Raw genomic sequence first — 21,800 nt, forward strand, 5'->3', positions numbered from 1 at the left:
TTCTTACCGACAAAATTTATTATACCACGTACAGAAATAAAGTCAACAATATTTTTAAAATTTTTTTATGGAATTTTGAGGAAAATAAAGAGACTAATTAATAGTCCCTTATTTTTTTGAAAATACTTAACATACATAGCAAAATGTCTATCTATTTTTACACAGTCCATAACCCTTATTATAGTTTCCAAAACTCATCTAAATGCTTCATCATGCTCTTATTCGTCACTCTTATATAAGGAAACCATTCCCTAGGAAATAATCTTTGATAATTTGAGTACACAAATCTTTCATCAAGCAGAAGAATAATGCCTCTGTCCTCTTCTGTTCTAATCAGTCTGCCAGCTGCTTGGAGAACCTTGGTCATACCTGTGTACATGTAGGAATATTCATAGCCTAATCTGTTTATTTTATTGAAATAATCTTTAATAATATCTCTTTCCAAGCAAATCTGAGGTAAACCAACTCCAACTATTATAACTCCTATTAGCCTGTCATGCTTAAGATCTATCCCCTCGGAGAATACTCCTCCTAAGACACAAAATCCTAAAACATTTTTTTCCTTGTCTAATTCGAATAGCTCTAAAAAATCTTCCCTTTCTTCCTCAGACATATTAGGTGCTTGAATGTAGGTTTCAAATTCAGAATATCTCTCTGTAAAAATCTCATAAACCTTATTCATATATTGATAGGATGGGAAAAAAATTAAATAGTTTCCTTCTTTAGCATCTAAAACAGATTTGATGTATTCTGCAATATCTGTATAACTCTTTTCTCTTTCTCTATATTTTGTTGATATTCTATCAGCCACAAGAATACGTCTATTTTCAATAGAAAAGGGAGAATCTAAATAAATCGTATAGTCATCCTCTTCTCCACCTAATATATTGCGGTGATAATCCATTGGAATTAATGTAGCAGAAAAAAATATAGCTGCCTTGCCTTTCTTTAAGGTTTCTTTTAATAAATGAGATGGATTGAGGCAAAAAAGCTTTATTTTCATATCTCCATTAGAGCTTTCTCCATATGTAATATATTTATCGTCATAAAGCTCCCATATTCTTGTAAAGGAAATGGCATCAAAATACAGGCTTAAATAGTCTTCGTTTATCTCATTCTTTTTTTGTTTTAACAAATATTCCTCACATTCAGCAATAAACTTTTTTAATAGATAATATATATCATTGTCTATTTCTTCTTTAGTATAATAGCCGTCATCGTTACATTTCTTTTTTAGGTCTAGCATATATTGGTTAACTTTATTAAGAGCTTTAGATAGTTTAGGATAAGTAGTCTTTACTTCTCTTTTGAAATCTAAAAAAGGCTTCTTATAAAGCTCTGCTGAATACATTTCTCTAGCTCTGTCAACTAAATTATGGGCTTCATCAATTAAAAAAACATAATCTCCTCCCTTTTCAGAGAAAAATCTTTTTAAGTATACCCTTGGGTCGAAAACATAATTATAATCACAAATCACCGCATCTGCCCAAATAGTCAAATCTAATGCAAATTCAAAGGGACATACAGTGTGTATCTTTGCATATCTTTCTATGGTTTCTCTATTAAGGTCATCCTCATTCTTCAAAATATCCATTATGGCATCATTTATCCTGTCATAATGGCCTTTAGCATATTCACAAGACTCTGGATTGCAGGCAGTTTTTTCTTTAAAGCATATTTTATCCTTAGCAGTAATGATTACAGTCTTTGCCTTCAGCCCATTTTTTCTCATTAAAGAAAAAGCCTCACTGGCAACAGTTCGAGTTATGGTCTTAGCAGTTAAATAAAATATTTTAGAGGTGTGCCCTTCTCCCATAGCCTTAATGGCAGGAAAAACAGTAGATATTGTCTTTCCTATTCCTGTAGGAGCTTGGGCATATAGTTTTTTCTCATTTACTATAGTCTTATACACAGCAACAGCCAAATCTCTCTGACCTTTTCTATATGTTTCATGAGGAAAAGATAGTTTCTTAATTGAAGTCTCTCTCTCAATATTCCAATTATGCTGCATTTCCGTCCAAATAAAGTATTTTTGAATTAAATCAAAAAAGAATTCCTTTAATTCATCAAAGTAAAATTCCTTAACTAATCGTTTAATTTCATCTGTATCTATTTGATAATATGTTAACTGTACATTTATACTTGATAGCTGATTCTCTTCAGCATAAATAAAGGCATAGCATTTTGCCTGTGCCCAATGAAGGTGATTGAAATCTTCATCTATTTTCTCAATAGGTGCTGCTGTGCTTTTTATTTCATCGATTGTAACAGTATCATCATCCCTAATGATACCGTCTGCTCTGCCTTCAAGACTTAATATATAGTCCTTATATTCTACATCATATTTAAGGGTAACCTCAGCCTCATAATTTTCTCCACTGGCATTCTGGACTTTTTTATGTATTCTAGTGCCCTCTACAGCTCTGTTATTGCTGCTACCTATAAATCCTGTCTCTATATCTCCAGATCTTAGGATAAACTCAACTAGGTTACGGACAGACACCTTGATTTTTTGCTTTAGCTCCATGATTATCAACCTACTATCATTCTAGTCTCTTTAGTTATAATAGTATTAGAAAATAACATACTTTGCAATATCCTAGATATAACTTATACTTTGTTATTAAATGGAAATGTCAGTCATTGTTGACAATGATTAACATCTGTGGTACGATTATTTAAAGAAGCCATTCCGTAAAAACACGGAATGGCTTGTTGTATATTTAATTATTTACCATTTAATGTATAAAGGGATAGGGGGTGCATCAAAATAAGCACAGCAGCAAAATCAATTTATGAAAAACTCATAGAGCATTTAGTGAAAATTGAAGATGAAAAAAATGAAGTTATTGAAGAATACTACTATGAAATGTCGGCTGAAAGATTGGAGTTCGAAACACTAATTGCAAATTATATTTCGCATATCGATAAGTATGTTAAAAAAATAAAAAAGACTAATAAATCAAGTACTGATTGTCCCTTTGTTATAATCGATAGTATCGTTGAAGTGGAGGATATAAACAGCAAAGAAAGAGAAAAGTTTAAAATAGTTTCTCCTTTCTTAACTACAAATCCTCTAGATGGGGACTTTGCATCTTACCTTTCACCAATTGGGAAATCGCTTTTACTAAAAAAGGTTGGAGATCATGTCTTGGTAGAAACGCCTATGGAAAATATTGAATACGAAATAAAATCTATTGAGCTTTCGTGAAAAAAAAAAAAAAAAAAAAGAAAGAGCAAAAAAGCTCTTTCTTTTATATTTTTATGGATTTCCATCTGCCTCGTCTGTATCTAATTGTCATTAAGACAGCTTCTACTATAAATTGTATAGCTGTTGCCCACCATACAAATACTATATTCCATTTTAAAACAAATACAATGATAAAAATCAAAGGAAGCCTTACAGCTAGATTTGTAACTAATGATATTTTAAATGGTCCTTTAGTATCCCCAGCTCCTTTAAGAGCTCCTGAAACTGACATAGCTATTGCTATAGGTATCTGTTCAACTGCACCTACACGTAAGCATCTTGAGGCTAATTCTACGGTTTCTAGATTATTGCTAAAAAGTCTCATGATTTCAAAGGGTACAAATAAAAATACTGAGGCTACTGTCGTCATCAACAAAACTGAATATATTACTGACTTTTTTGTACTAATTTCTGCTCTTTCTATATTTTTTGCTCCCAAGCTTTGCCCAACCATTGTAGTAGCTGCTACAGCAAAACCGTAGCCAGGCATGAAGGATATTGACTCTGCTGCATTAGCAAGGGAATGTGCAGCAAAAGCAGCTGTACCCAGCTGTGCTATCCAAAATGAGGATAATAATCTGCTTCCTTCATTCATAAATGTTTCAAGTGTAGCTGGCACACTTAAATTAACAATACTTTTAATAATATCTCTGTTTAACTTAAATACCTTGTTGATGTGAAGCTTAATACCTGATTTTCCTCTAATTAAGAAAAAGAATGTAATGGAGGCACCAATTATTTGTGAAGTTCCAGTAGCAATAGCCGCTCCATTCACTCCAAGCTCTGGAAAACCAAACTTTCCAAATATAAGCACATAGTCCCCAATAATATTAAATGCATTAGCAAATGCTGCCGATACAAGAGGAATAACTGTATTCCCTGCGCCTCTTAATATGGAATTAGCTACAAATTGTGGTATCAAGAAGAATGCACCTATGAAAACTATTCTAAGATAATTACTTCCTAAAGATATGACTTCCGGATCATCTACTATTAGATTAAATGTCGTATTTGCTGATAAAATTCCTGTAAGTCCTATTATGATACTCGCTATAAAAGCTATTCCAATTGCTTGAGCTGCAATATTTTCAGCCTCTACTCTGTCTTCCGCCCCTATTTGCCTAGACACCATAGCAGTAGCACCAATTCCAAGAGCACCAAAAATATTGCTTATTGTAAACATTATCTGTGCTCCTAAATTAACGGCAGATATTGAGGCAGGATTAAGTCTGCCTACCATAGCCATATCAGCAGTCCATACTAGAGTATGCAGTGTCATTTCCATTATTGCTGGAATAGCTAGTTTAAAAATTCGATTTCTAACATCCCTATTGTCTAATCTTTCCATGTCTTTTTCACCAAATCCTTTGTATTATGCAGAATAAGTAACAGATAACATTATACCTTATTGTTTTGTATAAAGACAACACAAATCAGTTAAAAAACATAATATTCCAATTCATTCAAATAGTACTGAGGTACTTAATATAATCACTTCATTAAATTGTGATAGCGTAATGCTCTGCTTATCAATTTGTATATATTATTTACTATGCTAAATATATCAAGAAGTTTCTTCACACTAAAAAAGAAATAAAAAATACCTACAAAGAAAGTATAAAGCTCTGTAGGTATTACAGCAACGCCTAATAAGAATGACACCAATGTGATATGCATTATTTGATTTTTATCTCTATAGGTTGGCTCAATTCCACTTTTCGTGAGAATATAGGTGACATGTAAACTATATCATAAGGGTAATCTACTAAGCATATCTCTACATGGAATACTTCCATATTGTTTTGTTGTTCATCCCAATATTTACTGCTCCTATGATATGACCAGCTATTGTATGTGTATTCATTACCATTCTCATCATAATAGTTATGACTCCATATCTGATATGAAGAATTTTCTTTGTACTGCTTCCCTGTAAAAGTAAGTATCCAGCTATTGCCTTTGCGTTCAGCATTTTCAAACATAACACCTTGTGGTAAATTCTCTGCAGTGACATTGACAAGGTCAAGTCTTATCTTTTCCATCTCCTTATCCAACCAATCTACACCTGTAATATAAAGCTTCAATTCATCACTTTCAGAAAAGAATGGACTTTCAAGTCTATGAGAAGCCATCATAGGTGAATCAATGGAGCCTGTGGCAGTAATGCCATTTTTTATTTCATCAAATCTTTTACCTTTTTCGTTTTCTATATAGAAAGATAAACTTTTCAGCCAAGCTGTATTTTCCTCTATATCACAAAATTCCATTCTTATGTGAGTTGGGTATATTTCAGCTGTCTTCAATGTTAAAGTTTGATTATCAATTATAAATGTTTTATCTACATCAATTTTTTCACCCTGAGCTGTATAATATGGATCAAAGCTCAGATCAAATGTAAATGTTGAAATGTATTTAGGCTCTTTATACTCATCTTGAGACAAAATAGAGTCCTCTACACGTACAGTTTCAATAAAGCTTCCATTGTCATGAACCTTGAGTATAAGCCGCATACCATTTGGCATATTATGTTCCATAAAATCAACCGTCATAAAGCTAAGTTCCCCATTGGGGGTTTGTGGATTTCCAGAAGATATTCCATAGCCATCCAAAGCTGAACCATCAAGTGCTTTAATTTCAGGTGTAGCATCCATTGCTGTGTAGATTTCAGAGTTAAGAGAATAGAAAATATTAAGCTGTTTTTGATCCACAATAACATATTCTATTCGTGCCGTAATTCCATTTAAGCTTTGCTGTTGTTCAATAGGCTGGACGTATTCATTTTCTATTGCAGCTGAAAGCGACGGTGAAAAAGCTACCAGCTTAGCAAGCTCTTTAAAAAGTGGTATTTTCCCACAGGCATAAGCAAAAGTAGGAAAGCAATTAATAAGAACTATAAACACAATCAAAAATGATGCCACACTGCTTAGAGATACAGCAAAAATGCGTCGTTTATTCTGTTTAAGCCTAATTCTTGCTTCAGCTCTCTCAATAATATTTTCTAGCTGAACAGGTGTATTTTCCATTTCTTCCATCAATAAAATATATTCTTCATTTCTGCTCATCTTTATTCTCCCTCCCGTAATTCAAGTTTTAGTAATTGCAATGCTCTGCGTTGTCTTGTAACAACTGTACCCTGGGGAATATCAAGGGTTTGGGCAGTCTGAGCAAGGGTTAGTCCGGAAAAAAATCTTAAAATAATTATAACTTTTAATCCCTCTGGAAGATGCCTAATTGCTTCTTTCAAAGAAAGATTGTCGTAATTGCGTTCTTCAAGTTTCTCCAATGGTATGTATTCCTCCGGCCTTATTCGCTTAAGCCTTTTCAGTTCTTTCTTGCATTCATTAATTAAAATGCGTGTAATCCATGTATTAAAATATTCAGGTTGTCTTAGTTTTTTTATGGCTTTAAGCGCCTTATAAACACTTTCGTCAACGGCCTCTAAAGCACTGGCCTCATTACCCAAATACAAGTAAGCAGTTTTATACAGCTGTTTTTTTACTGCCTCTGTTTTTTGGGCAAACTCTTTTTTGTCCATTAATTGTGCTCCTTTCAAAATGAAGTACTTCTATATATTAGATAAACAAGTGATACGTTTTGATTTATTTTTCATAATATTTTTATATCTTTATTTTATAATACATTTCTTCCTTTACCATATAAAATAATTTTTGTTGTCAATATTCGAATCTCCGATCTATTATATGTCCTTATAGGCCTACACATCTTTATGTTTTTTGCGTTTACAAGCAATGTCGTATTTGCTTTGAAATTGGCAGCTATCTTTACTGTGTAATTTAGATATTATATAATATTTCTAAAGCTTAATTTAGGAGTTGATTTTGTGAGAACTGTAGATTTTAGAAGTGATACTATAACTAAACCTACTAAAGAAATGAGAGAAGCAATGTTTAGTGCTGAAGTCGGTGATGATGTTTATGGTGAAGATCCTACAATAAACAAGCTAGAAGAAATGTCAGCTGATTTAATAGGTAAGGAAGCTGCATTGTTCGTTCCAAGTGGAACTATGGGCAATCAATTAGCAGTACTATGTCATACTCAAAGGGGAAATGAAATAGTTTTAGAGGAAAGGTCCCATATTTATAATTATGAAGTCGGAGGAATTGCCTTTCTATCTGGAGTTCAGGCTCGTATTGTAAAAGGTAATAATGGAATAATGAAATCTGAAGATGTAGAAAAGGCTATTATAGCTGATGGCGATATACATCACCCTCAAACTGGACTCATATGCATGGAAAACACTCATAATATGGCAGGAGGCATTGTTGTTCCTAAGGAACCAATGAAGGAAATTTATAATCTAGCTAAAAAACATAATATTCCAGTACATCTAGATGGAGCAAGAATATTCAATGCAAGTACTGCTTTAGGCTGTGATGTAAAAGAATTAACACAATATTGTGATAGCATAATGTTCTGTTTGTCCAAAGGCTTATGCGCTCCAGTAGGATCAATTCTTTCAGGCAGCAAAGAATTTATTAATAAAGCTAGAAGATATAGAAAATTACTTGGCGGTGGCATGAGACAAGCTGGTATTTTAGCGGCAGCAGGTATCGTAGCGCTAACAAGTATGGTTGAAAGGCTTTCAGAAGATCACAAAAATGCAGGGCTTCTTGCTGAAGGGCTTAAGGATATAGAAGGTATCAAAATAGATATGAATACCATCCAATCCAATATATTGATGGTAGATATAGCCACTCCTAAATATGATAGCATTAATCTTGTTGCTAGACTAAGAAAAGAAGGTATACTGACATCTGACATCAATAGCAGCAGAATTAGATTCGTTACACATAATTATATATCTAATGATGATATTAGATATACTGTAGATGTAGTTAGGAGAATTTTAAGCTAATCATCTAGCCAGTTCTTGCCGCTCTTTAAAAAGGCTATGGGTCACCCCATAGCCGACTTTTTAATCTTTATATTTCCTTTTCATTGCTTTAGGATCAGAGATAACTTCATAGCTTCCAATAGAAGTAATACTCACTACTACTGAATTCACTACTGTAAGGGCAATTCCCTTAATTCCCTGACCAGGCTTTGCAAATATAAAAGTTAGTATCAATGCTATTATGAGGGTATATAATCTAATATAAGCATCGCCGAATTTATTTTTCACTATTGATTTTGTGAACTGTACTATGATACTTACTGCAGCTACTAGTCCAGCAAAGGTACCCAGCATTTCAATAGTCATGAAACCATTAGACATTCTTAGTTCCCATCCTTTACAAATAATATATAGCTTTATTTTTCTAATTCATTACTTTTCATATTTATATTAATTCAATAGCTCTGTAAATATAAAGCTTATACTATTTAATATGCTAAATTTAGCATAAAGTTTCTTCATAGTTAAACAAGTACAAAAAAACAAGAGACTGCACGCTAACATTTGCTTATATACTAGTGCGACAGCCTCCGGCTAAATCTATCTCTCTTGAATCAAGTCTATGCCGCCCAATACTATATGGGCTAATCCGAAACCTATTAAACCTGTAGCTATCATAGGAGCTATTTCGTCTTTTTCTATTCCTCTTTTCTTAATATCTAAAGCCCTAGCTGTCAAGGCTGCTCCAGTAACTGCTACTCCTAATAGCATGGGTATCAACCCTTCTCGCATCATACATATCCTCCTCCCATAGTAGATAGATTCAAAATTATTATCTCTATTTGAGGTTTTATATATACTCTTGTTATTCAATGATTGTTGTCAAACTATTGTCATATAAAGATTCCCTCATAAATATTTCCTTAAAATATTATTCCATTAGGCCAAAATAGATGCAGAGTGAATTCCACTTAAAGTCTTATTAATATACCTGCACTACTATGCTTCCAGCTATTTCATACTATAAACAATCTGATACAATTTTATTATTTTTATTCTTCCTCTTGCTATTTATCTGCTTTTATTTGGATCGGCACGAAGTAGCGAACCTTGCCATAATTTAATTCTTTCATCTTTTCCGAATGCGGTCCGGCAAAATGGTATAACATATGCCGGTTGGGAGATTTATCAAGTTCTAAGCATTCTTGATGTGTAAGCCATTCCACTATACCCTTATATACTCGGTCATATTCACTAAATTCCCAACTATCTGCAAGCGCTGCTGCAAATAAGCCACCATCAAATGTGATAATCTCAAATCCTTCAGTATCTGCTTCGGTCATCCAGTCCTCAAGCATAAAAAGCCAAACACTTTTTTGATTTTTTTCATCGTAATACATAAAATCGCGTGGATTTATCTTGTCGGCTATACTTGATCCAAGACGCATCCACATCGCGTCAAATCGGCGGCTTTCATCGCCGCTGTCTGTCTGTTCAGTTATCAACCCCGATGTCACCATACGGCAAGGTGGCATGTCGACAATGAGGATATCCGGCTGTCGTTCCACCTTTTCTGCGGCGATTAACAAGCGGTTTACATTTGACGGATTTCCCTCGTAATCCACGTTGATAAGCTGCGTTTCTATTTCTTTCGCTTTTTCATATAATAGCTTGACATCGGATTCCTTAGCGAAATCGGCTTGTTCAATCTGCTGAATAAATTCAAGAACGATCTCTTTGAGTTCATACAGAAGGGATACTTCTTCATCAATGGAGTCGACTTTTTTTCCAAGCACCTCTAAAACAACTTCAGAGCCAGATGTATTGAATATGCACTGAATATCTTTGATACTAATATTCAATTTGCGCAGAATCAGAATTTGCTCAAGGCGTTTTATAGCAATATCATCATATAGTCTGTATGCATAATCATCGCTCCGCGAGCTTGATATTAATCCCATATCTTCGTAATAACGCAGAGTGCGCGCGGATATATCGTATTTTATTGATACTTCCCTGATTTTAATTAATTCGTTCATAGCAAAACCCCCTATCGCTGATTTTAATATAGTATAAACTATTCCCCAACGGCAGAGTCAATAGCTTTTTTTAAAGCAAAGTATATCAATATGTTTTGCCAGATGTCAGCAGGAAAAGAATCTCATATCCAGCCAATCCTAAGGCAGATAACGCACAAAAGGAAAACAGCGTCTTGCGTCGGAAACAATCACCCTTATAAATAAAGAAGTATAGAGAAAGACCAATGATAATCCTACCAATAACAGCAGGAATCATATGCATGTAATCGGATAAGTGGAGCAATTCGTTTAAGCCTTCAGCAAGAAAAACAGAGGGCAGTAGACTTGCAGCCCAATAATATTTCGAGTTTTTTTGCAAAAAAGCACCTGCTCCAAAAATGATGCCTGCCACGACAGCACAGGCAAGCCAGATATAAAAGTAGTAGCCTCCAAATGAAAAGGAATGGCTGTTTACAACTGATTCTACCCAATAGTATGAAATTATGCAAACTACAAGCGTTTCTATACAGAGTAGAATCGATAAATATTTCCCCTTTCCAGCTGATGCTATAAAGAACGCTGGTATTAGCCAAACCGCCCCCGAGTTTGCCAAGGAACTCAGCGAATCTGGCAGGTACTTTTGCCCAAACACCGTCAGAATCCCTGTAAACAGTCCAACGAATAAGGCGCATACAATTTGAATGGTAATGACCTTTTTATTTGAGTCCATAGAATTCTCCCTTTTGGATATAATCTCGTTTATTTACATGTCGCATAAAACCTAAAATTTAGTTATGCCCTTTAAGCATAATATAAATAATCAGGCTAAAAATATATACAATTCTGTATCTATTTTAACCTGATAACCTTGGCGCACCCTGAGGGATTCGAACCCCCGACAAACAGATTCGAAGTCTGCGACTCTATCCAGCTGAGCTAAGGGTGCCTGTTGTAATTTATCAAATTTATCAAACAAAATGATTATAGCAAAAAAAGAAATAATCGTCAAATTTTATAATTACACAAAGGACACCTCCTCTTATATTCTAGTTCATTTTGTTTCTTCTCTATACCATTATAGGCTCATGCCTTTTTGTGTTTTCTATAAACTATGATAGAGATAATAGAGATAATTACTTTTAAAATACAAGATAATATAAATTCTTTTGATGTAGGATTTGATATTGTTGCTCCAATAAACGTCACAGCTAATAAGTCGGGAAGCATAGCTAATATAGAAATAATTAAATGCCTTCTATAAGATATTCCAGTAGAGCCCATAAAAATGCTGACAACATCCATTGGGAATATACCTACTATCCTTATTAAGAAAATAAAAAGTGATTCATTATTTTGTTTAAAAGAACTGATTTGCCGTAGCTTAGGATACCTATCAACAATCTGATTTGTTAATTTGTTTCCAGAGAAATAACCTATTGAGTAGGGAATAGATAAAGAAACAGCCGTTCCAATAATATTAACAATAACAGCCATATATACTGGAAATATTATTCCAGCACTAGCATAGAGTGCCATTATAGGAAACACGATAGATAGTGATTTTAGAGCATACATTCCAAGTAGATAAATAACTGCAGCAAAATAATTTTGTGGTGCTAAGTTAAATATTTGCTTTGGATCAACATTTTTTCCATATGAAAAATATAAGAGTATTCCAATAATAATAAAAATAAAAGGCAGTAAACTAAAAATCCTCTGTATTTTCGAATTAAATTGTCTCAAATTCATCGCCCCAAATTACTATAATTTTTACAATCATTTATATTTTATAATAATTATCGAAAAAAAGCACTCTATTAAGTAGATTTTTTAATAGAGTGCCTCTAATAACCTATTTCTGCCATAATCTATCTGCAACAGGAGCCCAATTTTTAGCTGCATTTTCACATTTACTGCTTAGTTCATGTACATCCTCTGGATTCTGCATATCTGTGGATTTTGCTTTCGATTTTTCTACCATGTTAGTTAATCTTCCTGGATTGTCTAGCAATGGGCAAGGACGTAAATGGTTGTTATTAAACGGTTGGTTATCATGATACTGCATAAACAATGGTGACTTAAGTGCTTCTAATAGAGTCTTTTCTTTAATATTTGTATCTGAGTAATGGATAAAAGCACAAGGTTCAACATCTCCATTAGCATTGATATGAAGGTAGTTACGACCTCCTGCAATGCAACCATTTACATATTCTCCATCGTTCCAGAAATCCATAGTAAACAAAGCCTTAGTATTTCGAAATCCTCTGATTTGATGGTACATAAATTCACGCTGTTCTGGGGTTACCATTAATTCTGGAACGGCATCTTTGCCAACAGGCATGTAGGTAAAGAACCATGCAAATTTTGCTCCTTTTGCTATCATATCATCAAAATATTCCTCACTACCTATAATATCAGTATTTTGGCTGGTATAGCAGCATGATATCCCAAAAGGCAACTTATTTGCCTTAAGAATTTCCATTGCTTTCACTACGGCCTTGTATGTATCTTTACCACGACGAGAATCTGTCTCTTCTTCAAAGCCCTCTACACTAATAGCTGGTACAAAGTTCTTAACACGAAGCATTTCATCGGCAAATGCTTGATCAATTAAAGTCCCATTAGTAAAAGAAAGAAACACACAATCATGATGCTTTTCACAAAGACTTATTATGTCCTTCTTGCGCACTAATGGTTCGCCACCAGAATAGATATACATGTACACACCCATTTCCTTACCTTGATTGATTATATCATCAAGAGTATCTAGGTCCATATTCATGCGATTCCCATATTCGGCGGCCCAACAGCCAGTACAGTGAAGATTGCATGCAGAAGTAGGATCCATCAAAATAGCCCAAGGAACATTGCAATTGTTTTCTTTTCTTGTCTTTTCCTGCCTATTCCCTCCAACAATGGTAGCATTAATGATGAAGTTTTCAAACATAGTCTTTCTCACACCATCATCCACATCTGTCCATAAGCTTTTAATTAGTTTGTACCAATTTCCTTCTGGATTCTCCACTACGTCTCGAAATGTTTCAAGCTGTCCTGTTACTCTGCCTTCCTTATCAAACTTTTCTACCCAGTCCAATATTTTAGGAATGTTGGTATCTGGATCACTATCTAGATAATTCAGCACTTTCTTTAATCCGAATGTCTGTAGATTTTCTACAATTGTTTTTTTACTCATAGTATTTCTCCCCCTTCTAAAATTTTAGATTATTCTATATAAATTAATTATAAAACCATTCCTAATGAGTTTCATTGGTCAAAAAACTAAAATGTTTCATTTTTACACAATTCAGAATATTGTTACCTTTTTACACATTTATAAATTCTGTTCCTTTACACTGAAAACATAAAAGACTATAGTTAAAATACGTATATAATATATAATATGAATGGAGTGACTTCTAAATGCATCAGCAAGTATTAAGAGTCATGATAGAATCTGCAGTTGATCAAGGACTATATGGTCTTAAAACAGATTTAAAGCGTACTGTCCGCAATCTTACAGACTTAGGAAGCTATTTCGCAAAGGGGCGTTTTCAAAAAGATTTTTTTGAAATTGCTCAAAAGATGCTTGCTAATGAAAATAGTCCCTATTATGAACTGGTTTCTAATATTGTCAATAATGTAGATCATCATATAATTAAAAATTTTGGTATTAATATAGGATTAAATAGTTGGACAAATGGAGCAAAAAAAATTAGAGAATATGAAAAAAAGAATGGTTACAATATACCTTGGACAATTGTATTTGATTTTCAAAATAAAGTTCAGAATCCATTAACAGTACCAGAAATCATTGAAATTATCAATGAAGGTAAAGAAATGGGTATATACAGCTATTTCTTTTTCACTAGCTATGAAGCAGCTCATATAGATGAATTATTGGAGATTTTCGATCAAAACCGAGACTGTGCTTTTATAATCTATACCAGTTATGATTCTTTATCAGAAAAGCATATATATAAGCTTAGGGAATATGGAAATGTTATTGTCTCTATAGCCATGGATGAATTTAATTTATGCCCGGGATTTGTACAAACAATGGAATTGTTACTAAAAAATAAATGCCTATTTGGTATTCATATTAACTATGATGATAATAATGTGGACATTATTTTGAGCGATAGTTGGATAGAACAAATAAGGGAACTACATTGTACCTTTGCATTTCTAATAAAAGCAAAGGATTGCAGCCCAACAAAAGAAAAAGAAATTATATCCTATGTAAGAAACGGAAAAACCAATCAGAAATATCCAATTTTTTTAATTGATTTCTATGAAGATATTGAACATGTTGATGTGGTCATTTCTACAGAGCCTTGTTTTTTCAAAATACTACAAGATGGTACAGTAGTTTCATCAAAAGAAAATATAGTAACTAATTTTGAAATTCGTAACACAACACTTTGTGAAACCTTACCCCATGTTACACCTAAGGTAGGCTATTAGCAGGAAGCCATAGCCTTTGCCCATCTAAGCATAGGTAAGAATCTCGGATTTAACATCCTTCCCTACGCTTAGAATGACAAAAGTAGGCTTTTTTATTGATATCTTGAAGCTGTTTTTATCTAATAATTATCTATAGTCTGCCCATTATAACTAACTGTGTGCTTCTCTCTATACCAAAGCTGTCTAAATTTTTCTTTACATCTTCAGCTAATTTTAAGAGTTCTTCATATTCAGGATAATCTTTAACCTTAGCTACTTTTTGTGGCAATTTATGAACTCTATCAACTAGTTTTCTTTGTATATCTCTATCTGTTTCATAATCTTCAAATATTTCATCTATCTCTATGCCTATATTCTTAATTAAATCTATTGTTTCTTGTTTTTTAAGAGTTTTGCTGTGATGATCTCCTAACAAGGTATCTATTAAACCACCTAGCTCATGGAGTTTTACATGTGTCATTTGTGCAGGTGACTGCTCCTCACTGAATAGTTCGCTTATTATAAATCTTCCTCCTGGCTTCAAAACTCTTTTCATTTCATTAAGTATTTTGTTTTTATCTGGCAAATGATGAAGAGTATTTGACATACAGACTATATCAAAAGAATTATCTTCAAAATCCATATTGCCTGCATCCATCAATAGATATTTCACATTTTGATCAGTGTTTTTCTCGCTGTTCTTATTAATGATTTCTTCATCATTGTCTATTCCTATTATCTCCGTATAGTTTTTAAGTCCTTCTTTAAGCTTTAAAATAAAGGCACCATCTCTTGTGGCTACATCTAATACTCTACCACCTTCAATATCTTTCAGCTTGCTTATTAATTTTTTCATTAGTTACCACTCCTATTTTATATAAAATTTCATAAAATCATTCTATCATATTTTAGTTATATTTGATTAGATTATTTTTATTTTTGCTATAATGATTGATATTAGATTTTAATATATAGGATATTTGTAGAAAAAAGCCTTATTCTTCTATTTCTCTCATAACTTGAATCGCCACTCCCATAACTGCAGACTTTATTAGCTCCACATATTCTTTAGGAAGTATCTTGGCGCCTTCTGACAGCCAATTAGTGATTGAAGTTCGAATGGCATTAGTATAAAACGTAATATAAAATTCTTTATGCTCAGAGTCTCCGAATATACTTCTAAAATGTATCTCAATCACTGGCGATAAAAGCTCACCAAAATAATCATAAAATGAGTTCTGACCTCTTACTTCTAATGCATTGCGATAGAAAGCTTTATTTTCATAAAAAAACTCACATATACTTTCAAGTAAACTCCAGCCAAAGATATCAGAGTTATTCTGAAAATTGGATGCAAATTCCGTATAGTATATCCAATTTACTAGGTCATACTTATCTTTAAAATGATAATAAAAGCTTTTTCGGCTCAAATTACAACGTTCTACAATATCTCCTATATTGATTTTAGACAGTGGACACTCCATCATTAATTCCTTCATAGAGGTTGCCAATGCTTGCTTTGTAATTGATGAATCAGACATATCTTTTCCACCTTTCAAGGGCATTGCCTAATATGCTATTTCTATTTTAAACTAAATTTTCTTATCAGATTAGTCTGATTGAGAATTACAATTTATCATATTATAAATATGTAATCGGTTCTATACTTACACTTAGATATAATACTCTTTATGTCTATGTTATATTTTTTGTCATTTCATGTCAATTAGTTTCATGATAATTTCCACAATATTTATAAATAAGACATTATAGTACATAATCTTTCATTATTACACTAAAGATTTATATTTACAAAATATATCTGTATTTTATTAATTTCATAAATCTATCATCCAAAGATAAAAACTTGGCCTGCCAATTAAAAAAGGCAGACATTCAATGAATATCTACCTCAACCAAGCATATTTCAATATATATTTTCTACATGCTATGTTTCTTATTCAACCCACGTAAAATCATTAATGATAATGTACCACAGACCGACAAGCTTAACATGCTGATAACAAATTGGACAGGTGTTGATTCATAATAGCCTGACACACAAAAGACTGCTGTAATTGGATAGACAAAGCGCAATGTACTTTGCATTCCCATGAAAAGCCCCATGAACGAATAAATTTCTGTAAATATCAAAGCAAGCCAGTATCCTTTTTTTAATCTGTATACAATGGCTATGATAGGAGATATAGCAAGAAATAAACCAATGCCTTCTAAGAAATATATTTTAGCAAAGTCAAGCACTGTACCTAAATCAAGTAAAGATATATGAAGTGCTACCTCTACAACCAAAGTAATGATATACACAAAAGCATATATTGAGACCGCGAAAATCGCTATGACAATCATCTTGGCTCCTACTAATTTGGAAAGATCAACAGGCACTAGGGCAAGTGACTTCATCGTATCATCCTGATCCTCCCTGCAAATGATATAGCTTCCCATCAAGGCTATAATTGCAGGAAATACATACAAGCTACCCAAGGATTGTGTTGCATTCATATACCATCCGACTTGGTCAACGTAACGTTGGCCATTATATAAAAACTGTCCCTGCATAAATACGATGATTGCTACCATGGCAGCGGAAAAAACAGTAATCCACAGTATTTTTGAGCGTTTCAGCTTCAATCTTTCTGCCCATAACAATATTTTCATTTTATTCACCTACTTTCTTTTCTTAAGCATACAATTTGCCCAAACAGTTGAGACTATCCCCCATATTCCTATACACAAAAAGGCTTTACCTAAATGTATAGGAGCTATCAAATCAACACCCTGAATATTTCTCACAAGGATGGCAGTCATGCTTGAAAGTGGATGAATGTACATATTTATCATGAGCAGAATAAAGCCAAGAAACGTATAGACGATAGTTACACATACCGGCAAAATATAACCCTTTTGCGAGGCAGCCACAGCTAGAACAGGTATCATGGCAAAAGGCACTAAAATTCCAATTTCCAAGCACTTGATAAACAAGAATAGCACGCTGTCTGCCGTTAATGATATTATTTCGGTCAGTACCCCCGCTAGAATGGAACCCACAGAAGCAAACAACATGAAGCAAATGGAATAGAAAAATACTATGGCAAATTTACTGAAAAAGTATCTCATTTTGCTAATTGGAATAATCCATAGCTGCTTTAGCATATCATTTTGATTTTCATCATACATCAGCATTGTGCAGAGCATTCCTAACACGATAGGAAGGATTATCCACGGTGTGTAGGAAAAAGCAGTCCATTTGTAAAATTTCATTGGTGAGATTTCTGCCGTACCTGATGCACTGAAATAGAATATTCCAATAAGCGGCATGAGTATGGATGCAAGTAACATCAGCCAAATAAATTTTCTGCGACGGAGCTTTAGAAATTCTGTCTGAATTAGATTAAGCAATGCCTTCTCCTCCTGTGACCTTTTTAAAATAATCCTCTAGAGTATCATTGCAAAGCTGTGAACCTGTTACAGAAATATTTTCAAGCATTAGTGCCTTGTTGATTTCACCCATATCAAGTGTCGTGTCATAAAGCCTCAGCGTATGGGTGTCCTGTACCGAATATTCTTTTATATGGAACCTCCGCTCTAATACTAGTGTAGCCTTTGCCGTATCAGAGACTTGTAGCAGAATATACTTGTTGTTTTTCTTTTGAAGTTCTGCTAAGCTATTTTCTTCCAGTAAAATACCGTTATGAATAATACCGATATCATCAGCCAACAGTGCAATTTCAGAAAGAATATGGCTGGAGATTAAAACTGTTTTTCCTCGTTCTACACACAAATCCCGTATAAATTTCCTGACTTCGGCAATACCGATAGGGTCAAGTCCATTTGTTGGTTCATCCAATATAAGAAGTTCAGGATCATGCAGAATGGCGTTAGCAATTCCAAGACGTTGTTTCATTCCAAGAGAATATTTGCTGAACACTTTTTTGTCCTTATATGGCAAACCTACAACTTCAAGGGATTCTTTTACCGCATTCGGTTTCGAAGTTCCGCGCAGTTTCGAAAAGATTTCAAGATTTTCCGTTCCCGTCAAATTAGGATAAAAGCCAGGCGTTTCTATGATTGCCCCAATACGAGGATAAATACGCTTCTCATTACCTTTGATGTTCTGTCCAAAAACATAGGCTTCGCCGGAGGTAACGGAGGTAAGGCCTAAAATCATTTTCATAATGGTGGTTTTGCCCGCTCCATTCCTGCCAAGCAGCCCATAAATACGTCCTTTTTGTACATGAAGATTGACTTTATTTACGGCAGTTTGTTCCCCATATACTTTTGTCAACTGCTGAGTTTCAATAATAAGATTATCCATTTATATTTCCTCTCTTTCTTAAAGATTTTGCTTTTTAAGTACTATAACAGAAAGCACACTTGATAAAATACTGACTATTATTAAATTAATTAAAGCAAGGACATATCCAGGAGTTGAGGATACTCCCTCTATGACTCGTGCCATTCCGTTTACCATATCTGCCGCAGCTGGGGATGAATAGCTGTAAACACATAATACACTTGCCAAGGGATGAATACCCATGAGAGGGGCAGGCAGAATAATGATAGGGAGCAGATACAAAAGAGTTGCTCCAATCGGCAAAAGATAGCTTTTTTGTCCTAGTACAGCCAAAAAAACAATAGGCAACATGGCAAGCGGAACAAGAATACCTCCTTCTGCAAATAAAATGAATGCTTGCCAGATTGTTTGCATATTAAAGTCAGGAAAACCTCCCGCCATAAATCCACCTAATACGGTAAACACATATGTGTACAAACACAGCCCCAAGGACAGTAAAAATACAGTTATGATTTTAGAAAAATATAGCTGTCCTTTAGAAACAGGTATAATCAGCAATTCTTTTAGTGTATCATTCTTATGCTCGTCAAAGAATAATGAGGTAGCGAACATGCCTAGCACAATAGGAAGATAAATTATACTAAGATTTTTAAAAGCCAATGTATATAAATCCCCAAAGCTATCCATATAGCTGCTTCCTCTGGAAATACTGCAGGCACGTTCAATTGCAAAAACAGCCAGCAGCGTTGTCAAAATAAAGATACCTATCATCATTTTCTTACGTTTCAGTTTTAATAATTCAGTCTGAATAATTGTCCACATAGCTTTCCTCCTTCCACTTTTAAGTATAGCGTAAAAACCTTGCCAAAACCTTGCTGGTTTCTTGCTTATTTCTTGCTTTAAAATAGTAAAGCCCTGCATCGTTACAGGGCTTTCGGAAATGTTATGATAAATGTTGTACCACCATATGGAGAACGTTCTGCACAAATCGTACCACCGTGTACTGTGACAAGTTCCTGAGCAATGGATAGGCCAAGGCCATTTCCACTAACCATGCGAGATTCATCACCTTGATACAGCCGTTCAAAAATATGGGGCAGATCCTTTTTAGGTATACCTTTCCCATTGTCCGCTACGATGATATTCACTTGCTTCTCATCTTCTAAAATTTGAATGTCAATTCTATCTCCTTCACTATGCAAAAGTGCATTTTGAAGCAGATTATTTATTATACGCGTGTAAGCGTTGCAGTCTAATTGTATGCTACATTCCTCATCAGGAATTTCAATCTCATAAGCAAATTGTTTATCCTCCAACATTGGTATCCAGTCTGCTAAAATATTTCGGGACAGCTCATTTAAATCACAAATTTCAAATTGAAATATCTGCTCTTTGGCATCTAGCTTTACCCACTCAAACAAAGATTCTACGAAGTCCTTTAGGTGATGTGCCTTATCTAAAGCTACACCAATATATTCCTCTTTTTCTTCCCCTGTCACAATCTTTTCCTGTATGGCCTCCAAGTAGCCGACTAAGGAAGTTAATGGTGTTTTAACATCATGGGAAAGACTAGTCATGAGGCGCTTATAGGCTTGCTCAGATTGCTTCAGCTTGATAAGCTGTGCCTGATTGTCGATGGCAATTTCATTGATATTGTAGCAAATTGTTTTTGTCATATCGTTTTTTCTCGCAAGAATGCGTCTGTTCAGATTTCCACTTTTTATATCTTCCAAGGCCTCCTTAATAATAGAAAGCTGTTCCTTTACACGACAGAGCTTTGTCGCAAGATAGACAATGATACAAATACATAGAAAGGTAGAGAAAAGGAAAATCAATGTCAAATTCATGTGCTATGCCTCTTTATTAAAGCGATAGCCAACACCATGTATGGTTAGTATATAAAAAGGATGTCCCGCATCTGGCTCAATCTTTTTTCGCAGCTTGCTGATAAAAGACATGATATTGTTATCATCAAGAGCATACTCGCCTTCCCAAACCTGGGTGTAGATTTGCTTTTTAGTAAAAACACGTCCTTTATTTGAGGCCAAAAACACCAACAAATCAAATTCCTTTCCAGTAAGATCAACTGATTCTCCGTTTACGCAGACAGTTCGGTTTTCCTTGTCAATCATCATATTCTTAAAGTTAAGAATATCAGTGGGCGCAGTTTGATTAAATGTTGTGTATCGGCGTATGAGGGATTCCATTCGTGCCATCAGTTCATTGATACTAAATGGCTTTGTCAAGTAATCATCTGCCCCAAGACGCAAGCCTGTCACTTTATCTATTTCATCGCCTTTAGCTGTCAGCATGAGTATAGGAACGATACTGCTTTTTCGTATTTCAGCTAAGACCTGAAAGCCATTCATACCAGGCAGCATAACATCCAGAATCACAAGGCAATATGCGTCATTTTGTTCTGTGATTTTTAATAGTCCTGCCTTGCCCGTATAGGCAATATCGGCTTCCAATTCCTCTTGCATAACACATTTTCTCATCAATGCGCAAAGCTCTATATCATCATCTATGATTAAAACTCTATTTGCCATAATTTCCTCCTGTATCTATCTTTGTTCTTCTCGCATCAGCAGGCTTTGAATAATCTTTATGCATGGCTACGCATGGCCAAAGCGAGCAACTCCATCTGTTTTGTTTAGAGATACCCCACTTAACAAAAGTCTGCTGGACGGATATGTAATGAAGCATATTTATTCCTTCACGGTATGTATAATTTTTAGTATATACACAAAAGTAAATAAAAGCAATCTGATAAACTCGTTCATTCTAGTTGTCTATTGGTCAAAAAGATCAGGCAGGAGGTAAATAAGATTTCCCTCAGCATTGACTGAATCAAGTCTTCTTGTTAAAAAATATGTATATCCAATAGGCTCTTTTAAAAAATGTTTACAAATAGCAATAATA

At 34.2% G+C, this 21,800-nt stretch carries 21 protein-coding genes and 1 tRNA gene; 3 read left to right on the plus strand and 19 right to left on the minus strand.

Annotation, left to right across the window (positions count from 1 at the left end; all coding sequences use genetic code 11):
• Positions 1-178: 178 nt before the first annotated feature.
• Positions 179-2,527: an ATP-dependent DNA helicase gene (locus QO263_RS17430; RefSeq protein WP_285624227.1), complete on the minus strand. Its 2,349-nt coding sequence runs from the start codon at positions 2,525-2,527 to the stop codon at positions 179-181.
• A gap of 291 nt (positions 2,528-2,818) precedes the next feature.
• On the opposite strand from QO263_RS17430, the gene QO263_RS17435 reads away from it, so the two are divergent.
• Positions 2,819-3,211: a GreA/GreB family elongation factor gene (locus QO263_RS17435; protein WP_285624230.1), complete on the plus strand. Its 393-nt coding sequence runs from the start codon at positions 2,819-2,821 to the stop codon at positions 3,209-3,211.
• A gap of 43 nt (positions 3,212-3,254) precedes the next feature.
• Here the strand turns inward: QO263_RS17435 and QO263_RS17440 are convergent, their stop codons facing one another.
• From QO263_RS17440 to QO263_RS17450, 3 genes are all read right to left on the minus strand, one after another.
• Complete coding sequence (locus tag QO263_RS17440) at positions 3,255-4,598, minus strand: MATE family efflux transporter (RefSeq protein ID WP_285624233.1); 1,344 nt, start codon at positions 4,596-4,598, stop codon at positions 3,255-3,257.
• A gap of 328 nt (positions 4,599-4,926) precedes the next feature.
• Complete coding sequence (locus tag QO263_RS17445; RefSeq protein ID WP_285624235.1) at positions 4,927-6,312, minus strand: DUF4179 domain-containing protein; 1,386 nt, start codon at positions 6,310-6,312, stop codon at positions 4,927-4,929.
• A gap of 2 nt (positions 6,313-6,314) precedes the next feature.
• A complete protein-coding gene (locus QO263_RS17450) occupies positions 6,315-6,785 on the minus strand; it encodes a sigma-70 family RNA polymerase sigma factor (protein WP_285624237.1) in 471 nt (156 codons plus the stop codon).
• A gap of 306 nt (positions 6,786-7,091) precedes the next feature.
• On the opposite strand from QO263_RS17450, the gene ltaE reads away from it, so the two are divergent.
• Positions 7,092-8,126 (plus strand): low-specificity L-threonine aldolase, encoded by a 1,035-nt coding sequence (gene ltaE, locus QO263_RS17455; protein WP_285624240.1) that lies wholly within the window; start codon positions 7,092-7,094, stop codon positions 8,124-8,126.
• 60 nt (positions 8,127-8,186) lie between these two features.
• Here ltaE and QO263_RS17460 read toward each other — a convergent pair whose 3' ends face one another.
• From QO263_RS17460 to QO263_RS17490, 7 genes are all read right to left on the minus strand, one after another.
• Positions 8,187-8,486 (minus strand): hypothetical protein, encoded by a 300-nt coding sequence (locus tag QO263_RS17460; protein ID WP_285624242.1) that lies wholly within the window; start codon positions 8,484-8,486, stop codon positions 8,187-8,189.
• 219 nt (positions 8,487-8,705) lie between these two features.
• On the minus strand, positions 8,706-8,900 hold the full coding sequence (locus tag QO263_RS17465; protein WP_502928676.1) for an asparagine synthase: 195 nt from the start codon (positions 8,898-8,900) through the stop codon (positions 8,706-8,708).
• Positions 8,901-9,172: 272 nt separating this feature from the next.
• Complete coding sequence (locus QO263_RS17470; protein ID WP_285624245.1) at positions 9,173-10,144, minus strand: MerR family transcriptional regulator; 972 nt, start codon at positions 10,142-10,144, stop codon at positions 9,173-9,175.
• Between the two features lie 85 nt (positions 10,145-10,229).
• Entirely contained in the window at positions 10,230-10,853 is a 624-nt protein-coding gene (locus tag QO263_RS17475) for a DUF6518 family protein (protein ID WP_285624250.1), read from the minus strand.
• A gap of 139 nt (positions 10,854-10,992) precedes the next feature.
• Positions 10,993-11,069: transfer RNA gene (locus QO263_RS17480), tRNA-Arg, on the minus strand.
• A 137-nt stretch (positions 11,070-11,206) separates the two neighbouring features.
• Complete coding sequence (locus QO263_RS17485) at positions 11,207-11,866, minus strand: TVP38/TMEM64 family protein (protein ID WP_285624252.1); 660 nt, start codon at positions 11,864-11,866, stop codon at positions 11,207-11,209.
• Positions 11,867-11,975: 109 nt separating this feature from the next.
• On the minus strand, positions 11,976-13,316 hold the full coding sequence (locus QO263_RS17490) for a radical SAM/SPASM domain-containing protein (protein ID WP_285624256.1): 1,341 nt from the start codon (positions 13,314-13,316) through the stop codon (positions 11,976-11,978).
• 227 nt (positions 13,317-13,543) lie between these two features.
• Here QO263_RS17490 and QO263_RS17495 point away from each other — a divergent pair, with 227 nt between their 5' ends.
• Complete coding sequence (locus QO263_RS17495; protein ID WP_285624259.1) at positions 13,544-14,587, plus strand: hypothetical protein; 1,044 nt, start codon at positions 13,544-13,546, stop codon at positions 14,585-14,587.
• Positions 14,588-14,717: 130 nt separating this feature from the next.
• On the opposite strand, the gene QO263_RS17500 is transcribed toward QO263_RS17495, so the two are convergent.
• The 8 genes from QO263_RS17500 to QO263_RS17535 all read right to left on the minus strand — a co-directional run bounded on the left by QO263_RS17500 (position 14,718) and on the right by QO263_RS17535 (position 21,427).
• Positions 14,718-15,422 carry a class I SAM-dependent methyltransferase gene (locus QO263_RS17500; protein ID WP_285624261.1) on the minus strand — a complete coding sequence of 235 codons (705 nt, stop codon included), beginning with the start codon at positions 15,420-15,422 and terminating at the stop codon, positions 14,718-14,720.
• A 139-nt stretch (positions 15,423-15,561) separates the two neighbouring features.
• Positions 15,562-16,107: a TetR/AcrR family transcriptional regulator C-terminal domain-containing protein gene (locus QO263_RS17505; protein ID WP_285624268.1), complete on the minus strand. Its 546-nt coding sequence runs from the start codon at positions 16,105-16,107 to the stop codon at positions 15,562-15,564.
• A gap of 400 nt (positions 16,108-16,507) precedes the next feature.
• A complete protein-coding gene (locus QO263_RS17510; protein ID WP_285624270.1) occupies positions 16,508-17,242 on the minus strand; it encodes an ABC transporter permease in 735 nt (244 codons plus the stop codon).
• A 9-nt stretch (positions 17,243-17,251) separates the two neighbouring features.
• A complete protein-coding gene (locus QO263_RS17515; protein ID WP_285624272.1) occupies positions 17,252-17,983 on the minus strand; it encodes an ABC transporter permease in 732 nt (243 codons plus the stop codon).
• Entirely contained in the window at positions 17,976-18,899 is a 924-nt protein-coding gene (locus QO263_RS17520) for an ABC transporter ATP-binding protein (protein ID WP_285624274.1), read from the minus strand. Before QO263_RS17520 ends, QO263_RS17515 begins: the two co-directional genes overlap by 8 nt.
• Before the next feature lie 18 nt (positions 18,900-18,917).
• Positions 18,918-19,700 carry an ABC transporter permease gene (locus QO263_RS17525; protein ID WP_285624276.1) on the minus strand — a complete coding sequence of 261 codons (783 nt, stop codon included), beginning with the start codon at positions 19,698-19,700 and terminating at the stop codon, positions 18,918-18,920.
• A 101-nt stretch (positions 19,701-19,801) separates the two neighbouring features.
• A complete protein-coding gene (locus tag QO263_RS17530) occupies positions 19,802-20,725 on the minus strand; it encodes a sensor histidine kinase (protein ID WP_285624278.1) in 924 nt (307 codons plus the stop codon).
• A gap of 3 nt (positions 20,726-20,728) precedes the next feature.
• Positions 20,729-21,427, minus strand: coding sequence for a response regulator transcription factor (locus QO263_RS17535; RefSeq protein WP_285624279.1), 699 nt, complete (start codon positions 21,425-21,427; stop codon positions 20,729-20,731).
• Between the last annotated feature and the right edge of the window lie 373 nt (positions 21,428-21,800).

This window comes from Proteiniborus sp. MB09-C3, from assembly GCF_030263895.1.
Taxonomy (GTDB): Bacteria; Bacillota; Clostridia; order Tissierellales; family Proteiniboraceae; genus Proteiniborus.

What these genes read in the sequence shown, in the direction of transcription:
- QO263_RS17460 (WP_285624242.1), bottom strand. Translation starts at nt 8,486, where the DNA reads ATGTCTAATGGTTTCATGACTATTGAAATGCTGGGTACCTTTGCTGGA.
- QO263_RS17500 (WP_285624261.1), bottom strand. Translation starts at nt 15,422, where the DNA reads ATGAAAAAATTAATAAGCAAGCTGAAAGATATTGAAGGTGGTAGAGTA.
- QO263_RS17520 (WP_285624274.1), bottom strand. Translation starts at nt 18,899, where the DNA reads ATGGATAATCTTATTATTGAAACTCAGCAGTTGACAAAAGTATATGGG.
- QO263_RS17505 (WP_285624268.1), bottom strand. Translation starts at nt 16,107, where the DNA reads ATGTCTGATTCATCAATTACAAAGCAAGCATTGGCAACCTCTATGAAG.
- QO263_RS17445 (WP_285624235.1), bottom strand. Translation starts at nt 6,312, where the DNA reads ATGAGCAGAAATGAAGAATATATTTTATTGATGGAAGAAATGGAAAAT.
- QO263_RS17470 (WP_285624245.1), bottom strand. Translation starts at nt 10,144, where the DNA reads ATGAACGAATTAATTAAAATCAGGGAAGTATCAATAAAATACGATATA.
- QO263_RS17440 (WP_285624233.1), bottom strand. Translation starts at nt 4,598, where the DNA reads ATGGAAAGATTAGACAATAGGGATGTTAGAAATCGAATTTTTAAACTA.
- QO263_RS17535 (WP_285624279.1), bottom strand. Translation starts at nt 21,427, where the DNA reads ATGGCAAATAGAGTTTTAATCATAGATGATGATATAGAGCTTTGCGCA.
- QO263_RS17490 (WP_285624256.1), bottom strand. Translation starts at nt 13,316, where the DNA reads ATGAGTAAAAAAACAATTGTAGAAAATCTACAGACATTCGGATTAAAG.
- QO263_RS17450 (WP_285624237.1), bottom strand. Translation starts at nt 6,785, where the DNA reads ATGGACAAAAAAGAGTTTGCCCAAAAAACAGAGGCAGTAAAAAAACAG.
- QO263_RS17525 (WP_285624276.1), bottom strand. Translation starts at nt 19,700, where the DNA reads ATGTGGACAATTATTCAGACTGAATTATTAAAACTGAAACGTAAGAAA.
- QO263_RS17475 (WP_285624250.1), bottom strand. Translation starts at nt 10,853, where the DNA reads ATGGACTCAAATAAAAAGGTCATTACCATTCAAATTGTATGCGCCTTA.
- QO263_RS17430 (WP_285624227.1), bottom strand. Translation starts at nt 2,527, where the DNA reads ATGGAGCTAAAGCAAAAAATCAAGGTGTCTGTCCGTAACCTAGTTGAG.
- QO263_RS17465 (WP_502928676.1), bottom strand. Translation starts at nt 8,900, where the DNA reads ATGATGCGAGAAGGGTTGATACCCATGCTATTAGGAGTAGCAGTTACT.
- QO263_RS17510 (WP_285624270.1), bottom strand. Translation starts at nt 17,242, where the DNA reads ATGAAAATATTGTTATGGGCAGAAAGATTGAAGCTGAAACGCTCAAAA.
- QO263_RS17530 (WP_285624278.1), bottom strand. Translation starts at nt 20,725, where the DNA reads ATGAATTTGACATTGATTTTCCTTTTCTCTACCTTTCTATGTATTTGT.
- QO263_RS17495 (WP_285624259.1), top strand. Translation starts at nt 13,544, where the DNA reads ATGCATCAGCAAGTATTAAGAGTCATGATAGAATCTGCAGTTGATCAA.